Annotated in this window: 16 protein-coding genes, 1 tRNA gene and 1 riboswitch; of the genes, 7 read left to right on the top strand and 10 right to left on the bottom strand. The window is 41.1% G+C overall.

Going from position 1 to position 14610, the window contains the following annotated elements:
• Nucleotides 1–95: 95 nt before the first annotated feature.
• A complete protein-coding gene (locus ACFEL9_RS23595) occupies nt 96–1097 on the top strand; it encodes an NADP-dependent oxidoreductase (protein ID WP_385895167.1) in 1002 nt (333 codons plus the stop codon).
• 207 nt (nt 1098–1304) lie between these two features.
• On the opposite strand, the gene ACFEL9_RS23590 is transcribed toward ACFEL9_RS23595, so the two are convergent.
• The 10 genes from ACFEL9_RS23590 to ACFEL9_RS23545 form a co-directional block, all read right to left on the bottom strand.
• Nucleotides 1305–1376, bottom strand: a tRNA-Arg gene (locus ACFEL9_RS23590).
• 48 nt (nt 1377–1424) lie between these two features.
• Nucleotides 1425–2000 carry a MarC family protein gene (locus ACFEL9_RS23585; RefSeq protein WP_385895165.1) on the bottom strand — a complete coding sequence of 192 codons (576 nt, stop codon included), beginning with the start codon at nt 1998–2000 and terminating at the stop codon, nt 1425–1427.
• Between the two features lie 128 nt (nt 2001–2128).
• Entirely contained in the window at nt 2129–2722 is a 594-nt protein-coding gene (gene cobC / locus ACFEL9_RS23580; protein WP_385895163.1) for an alpha-ribazole phosphatase, read from the bottom strand.
• Nucleotides 2719–3537 (bottom strand): adenosylcobinamide-GDP ribazoletransferase, encoded by an 819-nt coding sequence (gene cobS, locus ACFEL9_RS23575; protein WP_385895161.1) that lies wholly within the window; start codon nt 3535–3537, stop codon nt 2719–2721. The genes cobC and cobS overlap by 4 nt, the downstream gene beginning before the upstream one ends.
• Nucleotides 3538–3559: 22 nt before the next feature.
• On the bottom strand, nt 3560–4681 hold the full coding sequence (cobT, locus tag ACFEL9_RS23570; RefSeq protein WP_385895159.1) for a nicotinate-nucleotide--dimethylbenzimidazole phosphoribosyltransferase: 1122 nt from the start codon (nt 4679–4681) through the stop codon (nt 3560–3562).
• A 29-nt stretch (nt 4682–4710) separates the two neighbouring features.
• Nucleotides 4711–5463 (bottom strand): Dph6-related ATP pyrophosphatase, encoded by a 753-nt coding sequence (locus ACFEL9_RS23565; RefSeq protein ID WP_385895157.1) that lies wholly within the window; start codon nt 5461–5463, stop codon nt 4711–4713.
• Nucleotides 5464–5466: 3 nt separating this feature from the next.
• The gene (locus tag ACFEL9_RS23560; protein ID WP_385895155.1) at nt 5467–5973 is read right to left on the bottom strand and encodes a bifunctional adenosylcobinamide kinase/adenosylcobinamide-phosphate guanylyltransferase; all 507 of its coding nucleotides are present in this window, start codon (nt 5971–5973) and stop codon (nt 5467–5469) included.
• Nucleotides 5970–6185, bottom strand: coding sequence for a cysteine-rich CWC family protein (locus ACFEL9_RS23555; protein WP_385895153.1), 216 nt, complete (start codon nt 6183–6185; stop codon nt 5970–5972). The genes ACFEL9_RS23560 and ACFEL9_RS23555 overlap by 4 nt, the downstream gene beginning before the upstream one ends.
• Before the next feature lie 172 nt (nt 6186–6357).
• On the bottom strand, nt 6358–6930 hold the full coding sequence (locus ACFEL9_RS23550; protein ID WP_385895151.1) for a DUF6580 family putative transport protein: 573 nt from the start codon (nt 6928–6930) through the stop codon (nt 6358–6360).
• Nucleotides 6931–6994: 64 nt separating this feature from the next.
• Nucleotides 6995–8887, bottom strand: a complete 1893-nt coding sequence (locus ACFEL9_RS23545; RefSeq protein ID WP_385895149.1) for a TonB-dependent receptor plug domain-containing protein — start codon at nt 8885–8887, stop codon at nt 6995–6997.
• A 178-nt stretch (nt 8888–9065) separates the two neighbouring features.
• A riboswitch (cobalamin riboswitch) is annotated at nt 9066–9288 on the bottom strand.
• 154 nt (nt 9289–9442) lie between these two features.
• On the opposite strand from ACFEL9_RS23545, the gene ACFEL9_RS23540 reads away from it, so the two are divergent.
• The 6 genes from ACFEL9_RS23540 (at nt 9443) to ACFEL9_RS23515 (ending at nt 14505) form a co-directional block, all read left to right on the top strand.
• The gene (locus tag ACFEL9_RS23540) at nt 9443–10564 is read left to right on the top strand and encodes a sensor histidine kinase (RefSeq protein WP_385895147.1); all 1122 of its coding nucleotides are present in this window, start codon (nt 9443–9445) and stop codon (nt 10562–10564) included.
• 21 nt (nt 10565–10585) lie between these two features.
• Nucleotides 10586–11281 carry a LytR/AlgR family response regulator transcription factor gene (locus tag ACFEL9_RS23535; protein WP_385895145.1) on the top strand — a complete coding sequence of 232 codons (696 nt, stop codon included), beginning with the start codon at nt 10586–10588 and terminating at the stop codon, nt 11279–11281.
• 185 nt (nt 11282–11466) lie between these two features.
• Nucleotides 11467–12216 carry a DUF6089 family protein gene (locus ACFEL9_RS23530; protein ID WP_385895144.1) on the top strand — a complete coding sequence of 250 codons (750 nt, stop codon included), beginning with the start codon at nt 11467–11469 and terminating at the stop codon, nt 12214–12216.
• A 255-nt stretch (nt 12217–12471) separates the two neighbouring features.
• Nucleotides 12472–13218: a dioxygenase family protein gene (locus tag ACFEL9_RS23525; RefSeq protein WP_385895143.1), complete on the top strand. Its 747-nt coding sequence runs from the start codon at nt 12472–12474 to the stop codon at nt 13216–13218.
• 73 nt (nt 13219–13291) lie between these two features.
• Nucleotides 13292–13804, top strand: a complete 513-nt coding sequence (locus tag ACFEL9_RS23520; protein WP_385895141.1) for a hypothetical protein — start codon at nt 13292–13294, stop codon at nt 13802–13804.
• On the top strand, nt 13801–14505 hold the full coding sequence (locus ACFEL9_RS23515; RefSeq protein ID WP_385895139.1) for a pirin family protein: 705 nt from the start codon (nt 13801–13803) through the stop codon (nt 14503–14505). Before ACFEL9_RS23520 ends, ACFEL9_RS23515 begins: the two co-directional genes overlap by 4 nt.
• Nucleotides 14506–14610 lie beyond the last annotated feature (105 nt).

Below are 14610 nucleotides of genomic sequence, written 5' to 3'. Positions count from 1 at the left end.
AAGTATAATCCAACGCAGATGTGTTGTTTACAAATCCGCATTAGATTTATTTGCATAAAGCACCTGAACCATAGATAAATTTAAAAATTAAGAAAGTGAAAGCATTTATTGTAAGCCGATACAGTAAAAAAGAAAAATTACAACTAACCGAAATAGCAGAACCTGTTGTAAAAGAAAGAGAGATTTTGGTTCAGGTACATTCAGCAGGTGTGAACCTTTTGGATTCAAAGATCAGGGATGGTGAATTCAAAATGATCCTGCCTTATAAAACTCCATTTACGTTGGGGCATGACGTGGCAGGCTTGGTAATCAAAGTTGGTTCAAGGGTTAAAAAATTCAAGGTTGGAGATGAGGTTTATGCAAGACCGGCAGACCATCGGATCGGGACTTTTGCCGAGTTGATAGCAATGAATGAAAAGGATGTTGCGATGAAACCAAAAAATCTTTCCATGGAAGAAGCAGCTTCCATTCCACTAGTTGGCTTAACAGCCTGGCAGGCATTAGTTGAAAAAGCAAATCTGAAAAAAGGACAAAAAGTTTTCATTCAGGCAGGCTCCGGTGGTGTAGGAACATTTGCGATTCAATTGGCAAAACATTTAGGCGCTTCTGTTGCTACAACAACAAGTAGCGCAAACATTGACATGGTAAAAAAATTGAGCGCAGACGTTATAATCGATTACAAGAAGGAAGATTTTGAGACGAGGCTAAAAGATTACGATGTGGTGCTGAATAGCCAGGATACAAAGACACTCGAAAAATCTCTGCGAATATTAAAACCTGGTGGAAAAGTTATTTCTATTTCTGGCCCGCCTGACCCTGAATTTGGAAAAGAAATTAATCTTAATTGGTTTTTGAAAATAGTGTTGAAAGTTTTGAGTGCTGGGATTAGGAAAAAAGCAAAACGTGTTGGTGTAAACTTTTCTTTTCTTTTTATGAGAGCACAAGGCGAACAATTAGGTCAAATCACAAAATTAATAGAGTCGGGAGTCATAAAACCTGTTATGGATAAAGTGTTTCCATTTGAACAGATTAATGAAGCTATGTCTTATGTAGAAACGGGTCGTGTGAAAGGTAAAGTTGTTGTCAAAGTGAGATAACATACTGACAGTATCTTTAATTTCCTCAAATCTCCAATTACGTTAATTCACTTAAACTTCAGACGCTGATCGTCTGCATAGTCTGGGTGCTATGATGATCGCTGTAGTGGTATGGCCCCGGGATTCGAATCAAATTCTACAAGGTTTAAGGGCACTGAGTGCATTTAATGCCTTTTGTGGGCATTTATGAATATTTGTGGGTATTTGTAGCCTCGACAGGAATCGAACCTGTATCTGGAGCTTCGGAAACTCTTATACTATCCATTGTACTACGAGGCCAAATTTTGTTGGATTTGCGTATCTAAATCTTTAAATCCTAAGAACTTATCATATCAACCCGGGTGCATTGCTGGCGAATATTTTCACCGCAATGGCGAGCAATATTACGCCAAAAAATTTTCTTACAGCAAGTAATCCTGCTGGGCCCAACAGGCGGGCAATTGCTCCCAGCGATTTTAAAACAATATAAATAATCAGCAAGTTCATTAAGATAGCGAGCAACAGGGTCGTTTCGCCGTAGTTGGCTTTTAGCGACATGATAGTAGTCAATGTACCAGATCCTGCTATTAAAGGAAAGGCAATGGGCACTACAGTCGCCGCTTTTATATCTTTTTCACTTTTAAAAAACTCAAGGCCCAATACCATTTCGAGTCCAAGAATAAAAATGACTATGGATCCGCCTACGGCAAAAGATCGTACATCCAATCCCAGTATTTTTAAGAGAGCTTCACCGACAAAAAGAAATACGACCATTAATCCACCGGAAATGATGGTTGCCCTGGCTTCATTGATACCACCCATTTTTTGTTTTAATGAAATGAGGATGGGGACCGAACCGATAATATCAATAACGGCAAACAATGTAAAAGTAACAGTAAGTAGTTCGCTGAAATTTATCGGCATGTAGAAAATGTTTCAGCAAATATAAAGGGCTGCTGTTAACATATATACGGTATGCATTCAGGGAGTTGTTTTTTCGCCGGGAGTCTTTCAGCCCCGTTGCGGCTATTAGTTGCTATAAAAAAAGTTAATCAGGCTGGCCGGTGTTGTTCAATCGCAGAAGGAATATTGGAAAGTATTTCATGTTGATAATCGCGGTTATGTAACATAATTTTTACAACGCAACCATAGTGTAATTTGAACACCGAAAATGAATCAATGAGCGGCGTACCGGTAATATAAGACAAAATGCTTCTAATCACACCACCATGCGTGAATATAGCCGCAGTCTTTTTCAGACTTACAATCCTGGTAAAACAATTGACTGTTCTTTCGTATAGCTTCACATAACTTTCACCACCTGGTACCCGGTGGCTTACAAAATCGTTCATCCAGGGATCTATTTCATCTTTGGCGATAGCATCCCAGTTTTTTAATTCCCACTCGCCGCAATGCAGTTCTTTCAAATCATCATCCAGCATCAATTCATGGTGTGGAAATAAACAGGCTGCCAGTTTGTGGCAGCGTTGCAACGGGCTGCTATACACTTGTTGAATACCGGCAGGTAAATAGCGGCGAATGATGGCCGCTTCTTCGTGAAAGGAAGAAGTGATATCCAGGTCAGCCTGTCCGTAGCAAATTCCTTTAGTGACTGCAGGCGTAGTATGGCGTATCAAATAGATCATAGCAGACAAGTTAACCAGTATTTATTGATGATAACAATAGATAACAAAAAAGTTATTTCTGTTACCTGCTGCACGGCGCCAAGACAATCTCCTGTATAGCCGCCGATCCATTTTTTAAAAAATTGCGCCAACCAAAAAGAAACAAGGATCATTGGCGGTATACCCGTCAAATATGGAAGCGGTAAAAAAATCATAGGGACCAGCATTGCCAGGAACGCAAACAATATTTCAACAAAACGGAGTTTGGCGGAGGCCAGCGGTTTGGATTTGGAAACATCTTCCTGGAATACGTAAGAGTAGTTTTGGATCAGCAACAATGGCATCCACCGGCTGGCCGTGTGTGCTGCTATGATGACAAGTGCAGGGTATGAAAATTTTTCGAATGAAGATAAGCCCCAATTGCTATTGGCGATTTGCAGGGTGATATGAACCAGGAGAAAATATTTCAGCAACAGTATCATGATCAAACCGGCTACCCCAAAGGTACCCAGCCGGCTGTCTTTCATAATGGCAAGGATTTTTTCTTTGGTCCATCCACCGCCGAAACCATCACATGAATCCGCAAAACCATCTTCATGAAAGGCTCCCGTGGTCACTAATCCTGCAATAATGCAAAGGACTGCGGCGATAGGCGTGGAAAGAAAATTTCCGGCTGCAAATGTTAATCCGCAAATGATGCCCACCACCCAACCAATCATGGGAAAATACTTTGCCGCTTTTTGAAGATAGTCGAGGTTGTGATCGGTGGTCTTAGGTACAGGCAGTCTTGTAAGAAACATAAGCGCTGTAAAAAAAATGCGGAGCTCTTTTTTCATGAATGTTCAGATAGTCTTTATCTTATTCTTTGTTACTTACACCAGCTGTTTCAAAGCTTGCCATTTCATTTAAAAAATTAACTGATGCCTGGATCAAAGGAATGGCCAATGCAGCACCCGTACCTTCGCCTAAACGCAAATCTAATTGCAACAATGGTTTTGCTTTTAAAAAATTGAGCATAGAGCGATGGCCGTTTTCATCGGAGCAGTGGGCAAAAACAAGCCCCCATTTCTTAAAGGGGGGGAAATCCGTATCATCTTCACCCAGTCCTTTAGCTATCAATAAGGCTGCAGTGGAAATAAATCCGTCCACCACTATGATCATTTTTCTTTTAGCGGCTTCAAGGTAGGCCCCAGCCATCATGGCTATTTCAAAACCGCCAAACGTTTGCAGCACATTGAGCACCTGCCTGCCGGCAGCCAAGGTTGAACATTGAGCAGTGTGCAGTGAATATTTCGTCCTGGCCAGTTTAAGCGTTTCTGTTTTCGTTTTCAATTGTTCATCATTCGCACCTGTTCCTCTGCCTATACATTCTTCAATGGGCATTTGAAGAACAGCACTCATGATCAGCGAGGCAGAGGATGTATTACCGATACCCATTTCGCCAAAGCCTATGCAGTTGCAACCCGACTGATGAATGGTAGCAACAATTTCTTTTCCCTTCTCAATGGCTATGCTGGTTTCTATTTCTGTCATGGCGGGCTCATCCAGGTAGTTTTTTGTGCCATAACCAATCTTTGCGTCGATAAAAACCTCACCCCCTAACCTCCTCTCCGGAGGGAGAGGGAGAACAGATGAATCAAAATCAAAATTTACCCCGGCATCCACAACTTTAAGGGCAATATTATTTTGCCTGCAAAAAACATTGATGGCCGCACCACCGTTTAAAAAATTCAGCACCATCTGTGCTGTCACTTCCTGGGGATAAGGATTTACCAAACCGGTTTTAGCGATTCCATGGTCGCCGGCAAAAACAACAATATGCGGATGGTTGATTTGAGGATTCAGCGTTTGCTGGATGGATCCCACCTGCAGGGCAATTTCTTCCAGTCTTCCCAACGCACCCGGCGGTTTTGTTTTCAGGTTGATTTTATGCTGCAAAGGCTGCTCAAGACTTACGGTTGTTGATTCTGCAGGAGTCATTTTTTAGATGGTTTTGGTGAAACTGTTGATCATTCATCTTTTGGCAGCAGGTCGCAAAAATAAAAACCGTATTGTGATGGTTGGTTCATAGGATTGCAGCTATCCTGCGTGTTTTTTGGTGCATCATATTTCCGATAAACTATTTCTCCTTTTGTAAAAGCTATGGGTTGTTTAAATATCGGCCCGTCAAATACGAAGGAATGGTATTCGCCGTTTTCACCACACAGATCCACGTTGGGCGGCAGGTCCCTGACAAATGATTCATCAATCAGGCGGCCACAAAAACTTTTGTCAAGGAATTTTTCATTTACACAAACAATGATGGCTTTAAAATCCAGTGATAGAAATTCCTGCATCAGTTCTTTGGTGTCTCTTTTCCACAAGGGAAAGAGGCACTGCATTTCTAATGTCTGCAGTTTTTCTTCACGATAGCGTTTCAGGTCTTCCAGGAAAATATCGCCAAAGATGGCATGCGTAAAGCCTTCATTCTTTAACTGCTGCACTTTTGTTGTCATCAGTTCTTCGTATTCATCCATGCCCGGTTGTTCCGGCAATTCAATTTTGTGCAAAGGAAGACCAATAGATGCAGCCTGCTGATCAAGCAGTTCATTTCTTACGCCATGCATAGAAATGCGGTTGTGCACTTTGTTTACACTGGTCAGTAATGCCCGTACCGGTATTTTTTGTGCAAATGCGTAATGCAGGCAAAGGCTTGAATCCTTGCCACCACTCCAATTCATGTATCCCTTAATTTCCTGAAGGGGGAATGAAAAATCATTCATTTCTTAACCTTTAATAGTTTGTGGAATACCGGATACCATGAACACTACCTTTCCCGCTTTAGCTGCCAAATATTGATTGGCCCATCCCTGCAGGTCGGTAAATTTTCTGCCTATTTCTGTTTCGGCATGTACGCCCATTCCTATTTCATTGCTGATGATAATATAGGTGCCGGGTTTTTCATACAGGGCATCAATTTGGCTTTTAAATAAGTCAAGTGATGAATCGATATTGTTTTTGGTATCAATAAAAAAATTAGTGAGCCAGAGTGTTACACAATCGATAATGCATGTTTTATTTTCTATCGGTAGTTCGCTTACATTTCTTTGCTCTTCATAGTTGATCCAACGTTCGTCTCTTTCGTTTTGATGACGCCTCACTCTTTTTTCAAAGTCATCATCCCATATTTTAGCGGTGGCAATATAAACAGGGTTATTGCTTAAAGATAAAGCCAGTTGTTGCGCATAGCTGCTCTTGCCGCTGCGTGCGCCGCCAGTGATCATCCATATCATTTCCAATACATTTTTTCTTTGAACATCCTATAACGATTCTTTAATTCCAGCAGGCAGTCCTTGCAAAGGCAATCATTGTATTTTTCACCAATGAATTTTTTTTCTTCTTCAGTAAAAGAGATGCCGCTGCATTGGCACTGGCTTACATTACCCACTTTGCATTCAAAACTGCGGTCACACCGCAGGCATTTCTTTTCTTCATGTTTACACATTTACCAATTGGGTTTGAAAAAGCGAAGAAATGTTACCCTTGCAGCTGATTTTGCAAGGCCATGTCGCAGATCATTTGCGTAGCTGCGGGAAGGAAGGAACAAACTTTACCCCCATCCGCCCGAAGTAAATTCGGGACAGGCTCTAAAGGAGAGTTATGATTCGTTGACATTCTTATGCAGATTGCAATGAATGATATTTCATTTTCATCCATTCAAATACTCCAAACATCACACCGCTATACAATAAAGTACCGATAAGAAAATTTCTTTCATACGGAATGGCGGCTACAAGGCTGGTGTAATAACCGGCCCAGTTTTTTGGGTACATGCTTCCTTCTAATAGTATACAGGCAGGACTGGTAACGATCCAGTGAATGAATACTGTTGCAATAGAAGCAATCACAATATTTTTAATTGTTATTTTTTTCAACAAAATTTTTCCTGTCAATACCATCAGGGCGAAAGCAGCGTATGTCCAGTACCAGCCGCTGTACATGATGCCAAACTTACCCTGGTGTACAACGGTATTAATAACAATATCACTTGCTAACAAGGTCAGCAGGGGAAACGCATAGGCCTTCCAGTTTTTTTGAAAATAAGCACCGCCAAATATGGCCATTGCACCTATAGGCGTGAAGTTGCTTAAGGGACTCAGTGTGGCCGCACCGGGTATACGCATAGCCGCCGCGGCTATCATCAACAGTAGCAGAATGATAAAGCGGGGGTTGATCTTTTGAAGTGACATAGCGATTGATTTTATTGAAAGTGAAAAAGAAACAGGCTTCTCATTCTGAAGCCTGTTCAAGTTACTATAATTTAAAACTAATACCACCCATTACATTAAATCCCTGTGTGCTGTATCCATACACTTCCTCGTAGTCCGCATTGGTGATATTCTTAAAGTCAACAAATAATTTCAGCCTGTTTGTTATCACCGCATACTCGGCGTAGGCATTCCATAACAGGTAACTTTTCAACTCCACTTCCCTGGCAGGCCAGCTGGTGAAATCCATGTCAGTCCGTTTACTATAGTTATACAAGTTGGTACTTACAAACAATTTTGGTGTAAGCTGATAACCGGCATTGATGCCAAAAGAATGTTTCGGTCTTCTTAGCAGGTTGAAATAGGATGTGTCTTTGCCCGCATTATTTGTAGTTACTTCTCCATCTGTAAAAGCATAATATAATTTTAGTTGGAGGTCTTTATTGATATGAAGTGTCGGCTCTATTTCTATACCCTGATCTTTTTGTTTATTAAGATTAATATAGCTGAAGGCAGGGCCATAGGCAATCACATCTTTGATATTCCTTGAAAAATAAACTGCTCTTGCATCTAATTTATTATCCAGCAAAGAAACCTGCACACCTCCTTCATAGGTTTTAGATTTTTCGGGTTTCAAATCAGGATTGGCCCCCCATTGGCCATACAGTTCGCTCAGGGTAGGAGCTTTGAATGCAGACGCTACATTGACAAACAATTTTACCTGTTCATTTAAAAGATAGGAAGGATTGATACTATACGTAAAATTGTCGCCAAACTTAGAATGCTTATTGTAACGACCGCCTATTTCCAAATTGAAGCCTGCAAGATTTTTTATAAAAAAAGAAAGATAGGGACTGGTGATATGAAACTTGGGTTTTTTTGGATTTGCATTGGTATCAAGCGATTGTTGTTTGCGGTAATCAAGACCAGCCAGTAACTGGAAGTGTTCCGCCAGGTTTACATGACCGTATAGTTCTGCGTTGTTACTCCGCCCTTCAAAAGTTGACGGGAAGGAACTTTTGAAATCACGGAAAATTTCGTCATAACCATATTGCGCTACCACAGCTCCTTTGCTGAAATCATATTGAGCGGCGGCACCAGTAGAAAGCAGCGATGATTTGTATTTGTTGTCGGCGTCTTTATAAGAATCATCATCGAAGCTCCCTTTATAAAAATTATAGCGGAAATAAGGCTTGATGTGTAGTCCTTTTATCACTTCACCATCTATGTTCAGGTACAAGCCATTTTGAAGAAACCCGTCCTTATCAAATGATTTTGCTTTCGTGGTATCTTTTGCTTCAGAGATCCCTTTTGTTTCGTGGTGCATAAAACCAATATTGTAGGAGACTTTATTAGCACTGCCACTCAATCCGGCATTGCTCTTAAATGTACCAAAAGAACCACCGGAAAAATTGCCAAACAGTTGGGCCGGCTTGTCAGCACCTTTGCGGGTAATGATATTTATAACACCGGCGATGGCGTTAGAACCATATAAAGTTGATTGGGCGCCTTTTAATATTTCAATACGTTCGATTTGTTCGATCGGGAAAAGGCGAAGATCAAAAGCGCCACCAACACCTGAAGGATCGGTAAGTGGTACGCCATTTATTAATATAACTGTGTAATCATTTTTGGCTCCGCGAAGAAAAACAGATTTGTCTTTGCCCGGGTTGCTGGTAGCACCATTGATCACGATGCCGGCCTGCTCGGTAAGTAACTGCGCCAGGTCCTTTCCCATACTTCTGTCCAGTACGGCACGGTTGATCACTGTAACTACTTTACCGGTCTCTGATGCTTTTTTAGAAAATTTGCTGGCGGTAACGATTACCTGGTTTAATGATTTGTACGTACTGTCTTCCTCCTGGCTCGTGGGGGCAAGTTGAGCAAATAGCTGGCTGCTGATACTGAGGGCAGCCACTACAAAAAAATTCTTTTTCATTTTTAAAAAAAGTTTTGCGTGACTGCTTCCGTGTAAGAGTTGTTGGCCCTTCGACTCTTCGACAAGCCTGTCTGCCGACAGGCAGGCTCAGAGCTCAGGATTAACCAACAACGGCGTGATAGAAATATAAACGTCCTGCGACTTTTACATTTCAAGCCTTTCACCCGAAAGCATTGAATGATTATTAACCAGCCTGGCAGGTCTTCTGGCTCACCCCAATCTAATTGCCTTCCCGTGTAAAAACAGTGGCACTCAGAATTAGATTTCCTAACTCCCTCCTGAGCTATGTCGAAGGATAGGGGTTAGGGGGTTTACAGCTACGGGGATAGCACCGGACTTTCACCGGTTTCCCTTTTAATGCCGACATTTATCGTCGGCAAACCAAACTGGCCGCAAATGTAGGGAGAGTAAGCTGTTATGCAATCAGAAATATTTCAAACCGCAAACCCGTTCAATTTTAAGTTGTCGCCAGCATAGTTCTTCTTTTCATCCATACAAAATCCCCACATACCGATACATTCAGCTATTTTTAAGGCAAAGCATGTTTTTTTGTATATGATCCAGTCAAAGAGCTACACGATTGTTACTCATATTGCTGCCTGGATATTATTTCTAAGCTTGCCTGTGTTATTTGTCACAAGTCAATCGGGTTATAACGGCATACTATCGACACTCGCTTCACCTTATACCTGGCTATTTTTCAGTACTTATATTTTTATTTTCTATCTCCATAGCTGGTGGTTGATACCGAAGCTTTACCTGAAGAAAAATTTTTTCCTGTATTCGAGTTCCCTGTTTATTATATTAATCGCCGTATGGTTGCTGAAGCCTTTTGACCGCATGGTGAGTAATCTTGGTCCGGGTACAGGGTTGGAGATGCCGAATCCCGGGCCACCACCACCTGTCGATGATTTCAAAGGGCCACCCCCTATGAGGCAGCCCGGCGATAAGCCACCCGGTTCACCAATGAATACAAGGGGTTTGCAAAAAATAGATGTGGTCAGCATATTTTTTTACTTCACCATCCTGGCCATGAGTATGGCCATACAGATCCGGGTAAGATTGCGGGCAACTGAGCAAAGGGCATTGCAGGCAGAAGCGGATAAGGCAAATGCTGAGCTATCGTTTTTGAAGGCACAGATCAATCCCCATTTTTTATTTAATACGCTCAACAATATTTATTCATTGGCAGCTTCTAAAAGCGATAATACGGCTGAAAGCATTTTGAAGCTTTCCAATATTATGCGCTATGTTACTGATGATGTGCGGGAGGAATTTGTTCCCTTGGAAAATGAAATGGACTTTATCAGGGACTATATTGACCTGCAACGATTGAGACTTGGTGATAAAATGAATGTCAACTTCATCGTGTCGGGTAAAACTACTGGTAAGAAAATCGCACCGCTTATACTAATGACATTCATTGAAAACGTATTTAAATATGGCATCAGCAACCGGGAGCCTTCGGCTATCGAGATTCAATTAACAACTGATGATCAGTCAATCCGTTTCTATTGCAGCAATAAGCTGTATGCAACGCAACGAAATGCAGAAAGCACAGGAATAGGTATTGAAAATACCCGGCAGCGATTGGAATACCTGTATGCAGGAAAATATGATCTGTCAATAGATAAGACAAATGGCAGGTTTTCCGTACAATTGGTTTTGCCTGGTTAAATTGCAATTAATCCCATCATTATGTCTTTAAAATGTGTAGCAATTGATGATGAACCGCTGGCCCTGGAGCTGATCAAAACCTATGTGGCCCGGTTTGCTGAATTAGAAATGCTGCAAGTCTTTGATGATGCTATTTCAGGCGCAGAATTTATTCGCAAAATACCGGTTGACATTTTATTTGTTGACATTAATATGCCTGACATAACCGGGCTTGACCTGGTACGGTCGTTGGAGAAAAAGCCGATCATTATTTTTACGACAGCCCATAAAAAATTTGCTCTCGACGGGTTCGAACTGGACGCCATTGATTACTTATTAAAACCGATTTCATTTGAGCGATTCTCAAAAGCGGTGAAGAAGGCGATAGAGTATTCCCGGTATAAAAATCAACAAACCAGTGAGCCCACTGAGAGTTTGTTCGTATACTCGGAATATCGGCTGATAAAAATTCCTTTTGCTGATATTGAATATATTGAAAGCGTTGAGGACTATATTAAAATACATCTCAGTAACGCCAGGCCCATTCTTACATTGATGCCTTTGAAGAAAGTGCTTGAAAAGCTACCCGCCGATAAATTCAGACGGATCCACAGAAGCTATATCGTGGCAATCGAAAAAGTAAATTCTATTCTCAACCGGAAAGTACAACTGTCTTCCTCCACGGAACTTCCAATTAGTGACAGCTATTCCAGCTTTATCAAAGAGTGGAAAAAATAAACCCCAGCGGATTTATCAGCACAAAAAACCGATTCGACGATACTTTTCCAACTCTCACCGACACTGTGTTTTATTTAACAAACTCCTAAAACGATAGGTGAACTTTTTTGCGTTTAGTAAAGGTAGCCGACGTTTAAGCTGCCCTTTACTAACTGCTATATTCTCCACGCCAAATCAAAACCAGGATGAATAAATTATCAAAGCAAGCAGTTAGTATCATTGTAATGAGTGTTGGGTATAGCCTGTTCGCTTATTCCCAACTCAACCCAAAACTTCAATTCGGCATCGGAGCCGGCACTTTCATTTACCAGGGTGATCTGACACCATCTGATTTGGGATCATATAAAACCATGAAACCACAATTAAACATTTTCGCTTCAAGATTTTTGAATTCTTCCTTTTCAGTACGAGCCAATCTTTTTATTGGATCGATAAAAGGAGATGATTCAAAGTATAATAAGCCAGCATACAGGCAGGAAAGAAATTTTAAGTTTCGCTCTTCGGTGGTTGAAATAAGTGGTATTGGAGAGTGGAGTATACTGGGAAGAAACTATGCCGGAAAAGGATTTTCTCCCTATTTGTTTGGCGGAGTTGGTTACAGTTTTTTGAGAATACGGAGAGACTGGTCCGGATTAAATACAGAATATTTTTCTGCCGAATCCTCTTTAATGGAGGGCCTGGCAGAAGATACTCAACATTCAGTGCCGCGGGGTTTAGTAGTGTTCCCGGTTGGCATTGGAACGAAGTATTATTTTTCTGATAAGTTCGGTATCAGTGCCGAAACATCTTACCGGATAAGTAGTACCGATTACCTGGATGGTTTCAGTCGTTCGGCAAATCCTGCTGAAAAAGATCATTACTACAGTCATAGCATTGGAATTGTTTACAGGCTGGGCAAAAAGAACACTTTCGATTGTCCTGTTATCAGGTATTGAAAAATTCACCGGGACAATCCGGTTATATACCGATACAACATACGAAACAGTAATCCGGTTACGTCAAATAAGTGAGTGGCGAAATGAAACAAGCGATACGGGTTGGTTATGTGCAATTGGTTGTTCCCAGGCCCTTCATTTCAAGGGCCTGTTTTTTCAAATAAAAATGATTTATCGGTACAAAAAGCCTGTTCGTCTATCGGAATTGATAACCGGGAGGAATAATTAAAATTCTAATTATTAAAACGAAAAACAATGGAGCAGTCAAGAAAAAAATTCCTGAGACAATTTTTCATTGGAGCTACATCGGTTCCGCTGATATTGCAAGCTTGTAAAAAAGAAGATCTTACTACCGACACAGACACAGGAACTGATACCGGTTCGGGGGGCGGCAGCGGAAGCTGCTCAGTATCGCCTTCTGAAACAGCCGGCCCTTTTCCAACTATCACTCCTTCATCATTGGTAAGATCCGATATCAAGGACGATAGGACAGGCGTCGCTTTTACGATCAAGATAACGATCAGGAATACAAATAATAGTTGTGCGGCATTAGCAAACGCCATTGTTGATATCTGGCATTGCGATAAGGATGGTTATTATTCCGAGTACGGTGGCACCGGAATGCAGTCCGTCAACTACACGGCTGTTCACTTTTTGCGTGGCCGTCAAACGACGGATTCAAATGGACTGGTCACCTTTACATCGATCTTCCCGGGGTGGTACTCCGGCCGTGCTACTCATATTCATGTACATATTTACAATGCTGCGGGCAATTCTTTATTGGTAACACAAATAGCTTTTCCGGAAGGAAGCAGTAGCGCAGTGGCAACGGTGAATGGCAGCGGCGGCGTTGCTTATGGCTATTCGAAAGGAATGACAGGATATACTTACAATGCGTCGGACAATGTGTTCAGTGATTCGGCAAGCGCTGAACTGGCAACTGTAACAGGAAGCCTATCCGGGGGATATACGCTTACACATACTATTAATGTAGCTGCCTGATATTTTTTTCTTAGAGTCAATCCGCAACCATAAGGCGTAAGGTTTTTACCTGCGCCTTCTTTATAATTTTAATATGGGTCAAAAGATCATCCGGCTTTGTTACCGGAAAATAATTGATTCGTCTTCACAAAAGATTTGGGATAAGTATGTCTTTGATAGTACTTATACTGAATTCCTGCTGGAGGCGCAATTTTATAATCAGCAAAAAAAATATAAAACTTTTGGTGAATTGATTCAGCATGTGCCGAATGCTGAAAAATTGCATTTCCTGGTGAGTGCATCGATAACGGGATACCTGAAGCAGCTTAATGAAACAGTGCCTGATATCGTCAATAATCTCGGCAGACAATTTCTGCCTTTCAAAAACTACAATTTTAAAATAATAAATTCTGACATAAAAAATAAGAATGATCACCAGGTGGCTATTAGTTTTTTCAGTGAGCCATTGATCTGGCATGATACCATTGGGGACTATTTACTTGTATCCGATATAAAGAAAAAGGCAAGCGAAGACGGTCAAAATACTGATATGGTAAAAATGCAACCATTTTTAAGCATTTATTCTTTAAAGACAGAACTGATATGATTCAACAAGAAGAGGCAAAAATATTCCTGGCAGATGAAAGAGGTGTGAGTGAAGCAGCATGGTTCCGGAGTTGCAGTACTTTCAATTTTGGCAAGTATTATAGTGAGCATAAACACCCCTTTGCGAATATCGATGTCGTAAATGATGACTCCCTGGATGCTGGCTGTTCGCTTCAAATGTTAGTGGAGAAAGATTATTATATCGTTCTGGTTCCTGTAATTGGCGCTATAAAATATAAAAGCTCCACAGGTGAGTGTAACCTTGTAGCTGCCGGTCAATCACAGTTCCTGGACGCAAAAAAGGGGGACAAGATTCAGATCAGTAATCCCTTTGATGAAGGATTGATCAATTTCCTGCAAATCTGGATCCGGCCCGGTCAGGAGGAAGTCATTCAAAATTCTGTGTTATTCAACTTTGATGTAAACAGGCTTAAGAACGATCTTCAAATTATTTCGCCTATAAGTTGTGCTCATTTTACAGCTTCCATTGGAAAATTTGATGGAAGAGTAGAAACTATCTATCAAGTAAAAAATGAAAAGGCTGGTTTATTTGTATTTGTAATTGAAGGCGCATTTGAAGTACAGGGCCGGCTATTGCATGCACGAGACGGACTGGCTTTATGGAACACAAGTTCTATAGAAATGGAAGCGCTGAGTAATGATGCCATCATCCTGGTCATTGAAACTTCAGAAGGACGATAATTTTATAATTTATTTAGAGGTCTGCCAGGTGGGTGCCGGGTGCTTTATACATATCCTAACAATTTAAACCCCGAATGCTGTGCATATAAACACATAGTGTTTTTC

This window comes from Terrimonas alba (assembly GCF_042434975.1).
GTDB classification, from domain to species: Bacteria; Bacteroidota; Bacteroidia; order Chitinophagales; family Chitinophagaceae; genus Terrimonas_B; species Terrimonas_B alba.
This window is presented reverse-complemented; position numbering and strand designations above follow the sequence as displayed.

What these genes read in the sequence shown, in the direction of transcription:
- cobC (WP_385895163.1), bottom strand. Translation starts at nt 2,722, where the DNA reads ATGATCTATTTGATACGCCATACTACGCCTGCAGTCACTAAAGGAATT.
- ACFEL9_RS23535 (WP_385895145.1), top strand. Translation starts at nt 10,586, where the DNA reads ATGTCTTTAAAATGTGTAGCAATTGATGATGAACCGCTGGCCCTGGAG.
- ACFEL9_RS23550 (WP_385895151.1), bottom strand. Translation starts at nt 6,930, where the DNA reads ATGTCACTTCAAAAGATCAACCCCCGCTTTATCATTCTGCTACTGTTG.
- ACFEL9_RS23585 (WP_385895165.1), bottom strand. Translation starts at nt 2,000, where the DNA reads ATGCCGATAAATTTCAGCGAACTACTTACTGTTACTTTTACATTGTTT.
- ACFEL9_RS23565 (WP_385895157.1), bottom strand. Translation starts at nt 5,463, where the DNA reads ATGAATGATTTTTCATTCCCCCTTCAGGAAATTAAGGGATACATGAAT.
- ACFEL9_RS23540 (WP_385895147.1), top strand. Translation starts at nt 9,443, where the DNA reads ATGATCCAGTCAAAGAGCTACACGATTGTTACTCATATTGCTGCCTGG.
- cobS (WP_385895161.1), bottom strand. Translation starts at nt 3,537, where the DNA reads ATGAAAAAAGAGCTCCGCATTTTTTTTACAGCGCTTATGTTTCTTACA.
- ACFEL9_RS23560 (WP_385895155.1), bottom strand. Translation starts at nt 5,973, where the DNA reads ATGATATGGATGATCACTGGCGGCGCACGCAGCGGCAAGAGCAGCTAT.
- ACFEL9_RS23555 (WP_385895153.1), bottom strand. Translation starts at nt 6,185, where the DNA reads ATGTGTAAACATGAAGAAAAGAAATGCCTGCGGTGTGACCGCAGTTTT.
- ACFEL9_RS23545 (WP_385895149.1), bottom strand. Translation starts at nt 8,887, where the DNA reads ATGAAAAAGAATTTTTTTGTAGTGGCTGCCCTCAGTATCAGCAGCCAG.
- ACFEL9_RS23520 (WP_385895141.1), top strand. Translation starts at nt 13,292, where the DNA reads ATGGGTCAAAAGATCATCCGGCTTTGTTACCGGAAAATAATTGATTCG.
- ACFEL9_RS23515 (WP_385895139.1), top strand. Translation starts at nt 13,801, where the DNA reads ATGATTCAACAAGAAGAGGCAAAAATATTCCTGGCAGATGAAAGAGGT.
- cobT (WP_385895159.1), bottom strand. Translation starts at nt 4,681, where the DNA reads ATGACTCCTGCAGAATCAACAACCGTAAGTCTTGAGCAGCCTTTGCAG.
- ACFEL9_RS23525 (WP_385895143.1), top strand. Translation starts at nt 12,472, where the DNA reads ATGGAGCAGTCAAGAAAAAAATTCCTGAGACAATTTTTCATTGGAGCT.
- ACFEL9_RS23530 (WP_385895144.1), top strand. Translation starts at nt 11,467, where the DNA reads ATGAATAAATTATCAAAGCAAGCAGTTAGTATCATTGTAATGAGTGTT.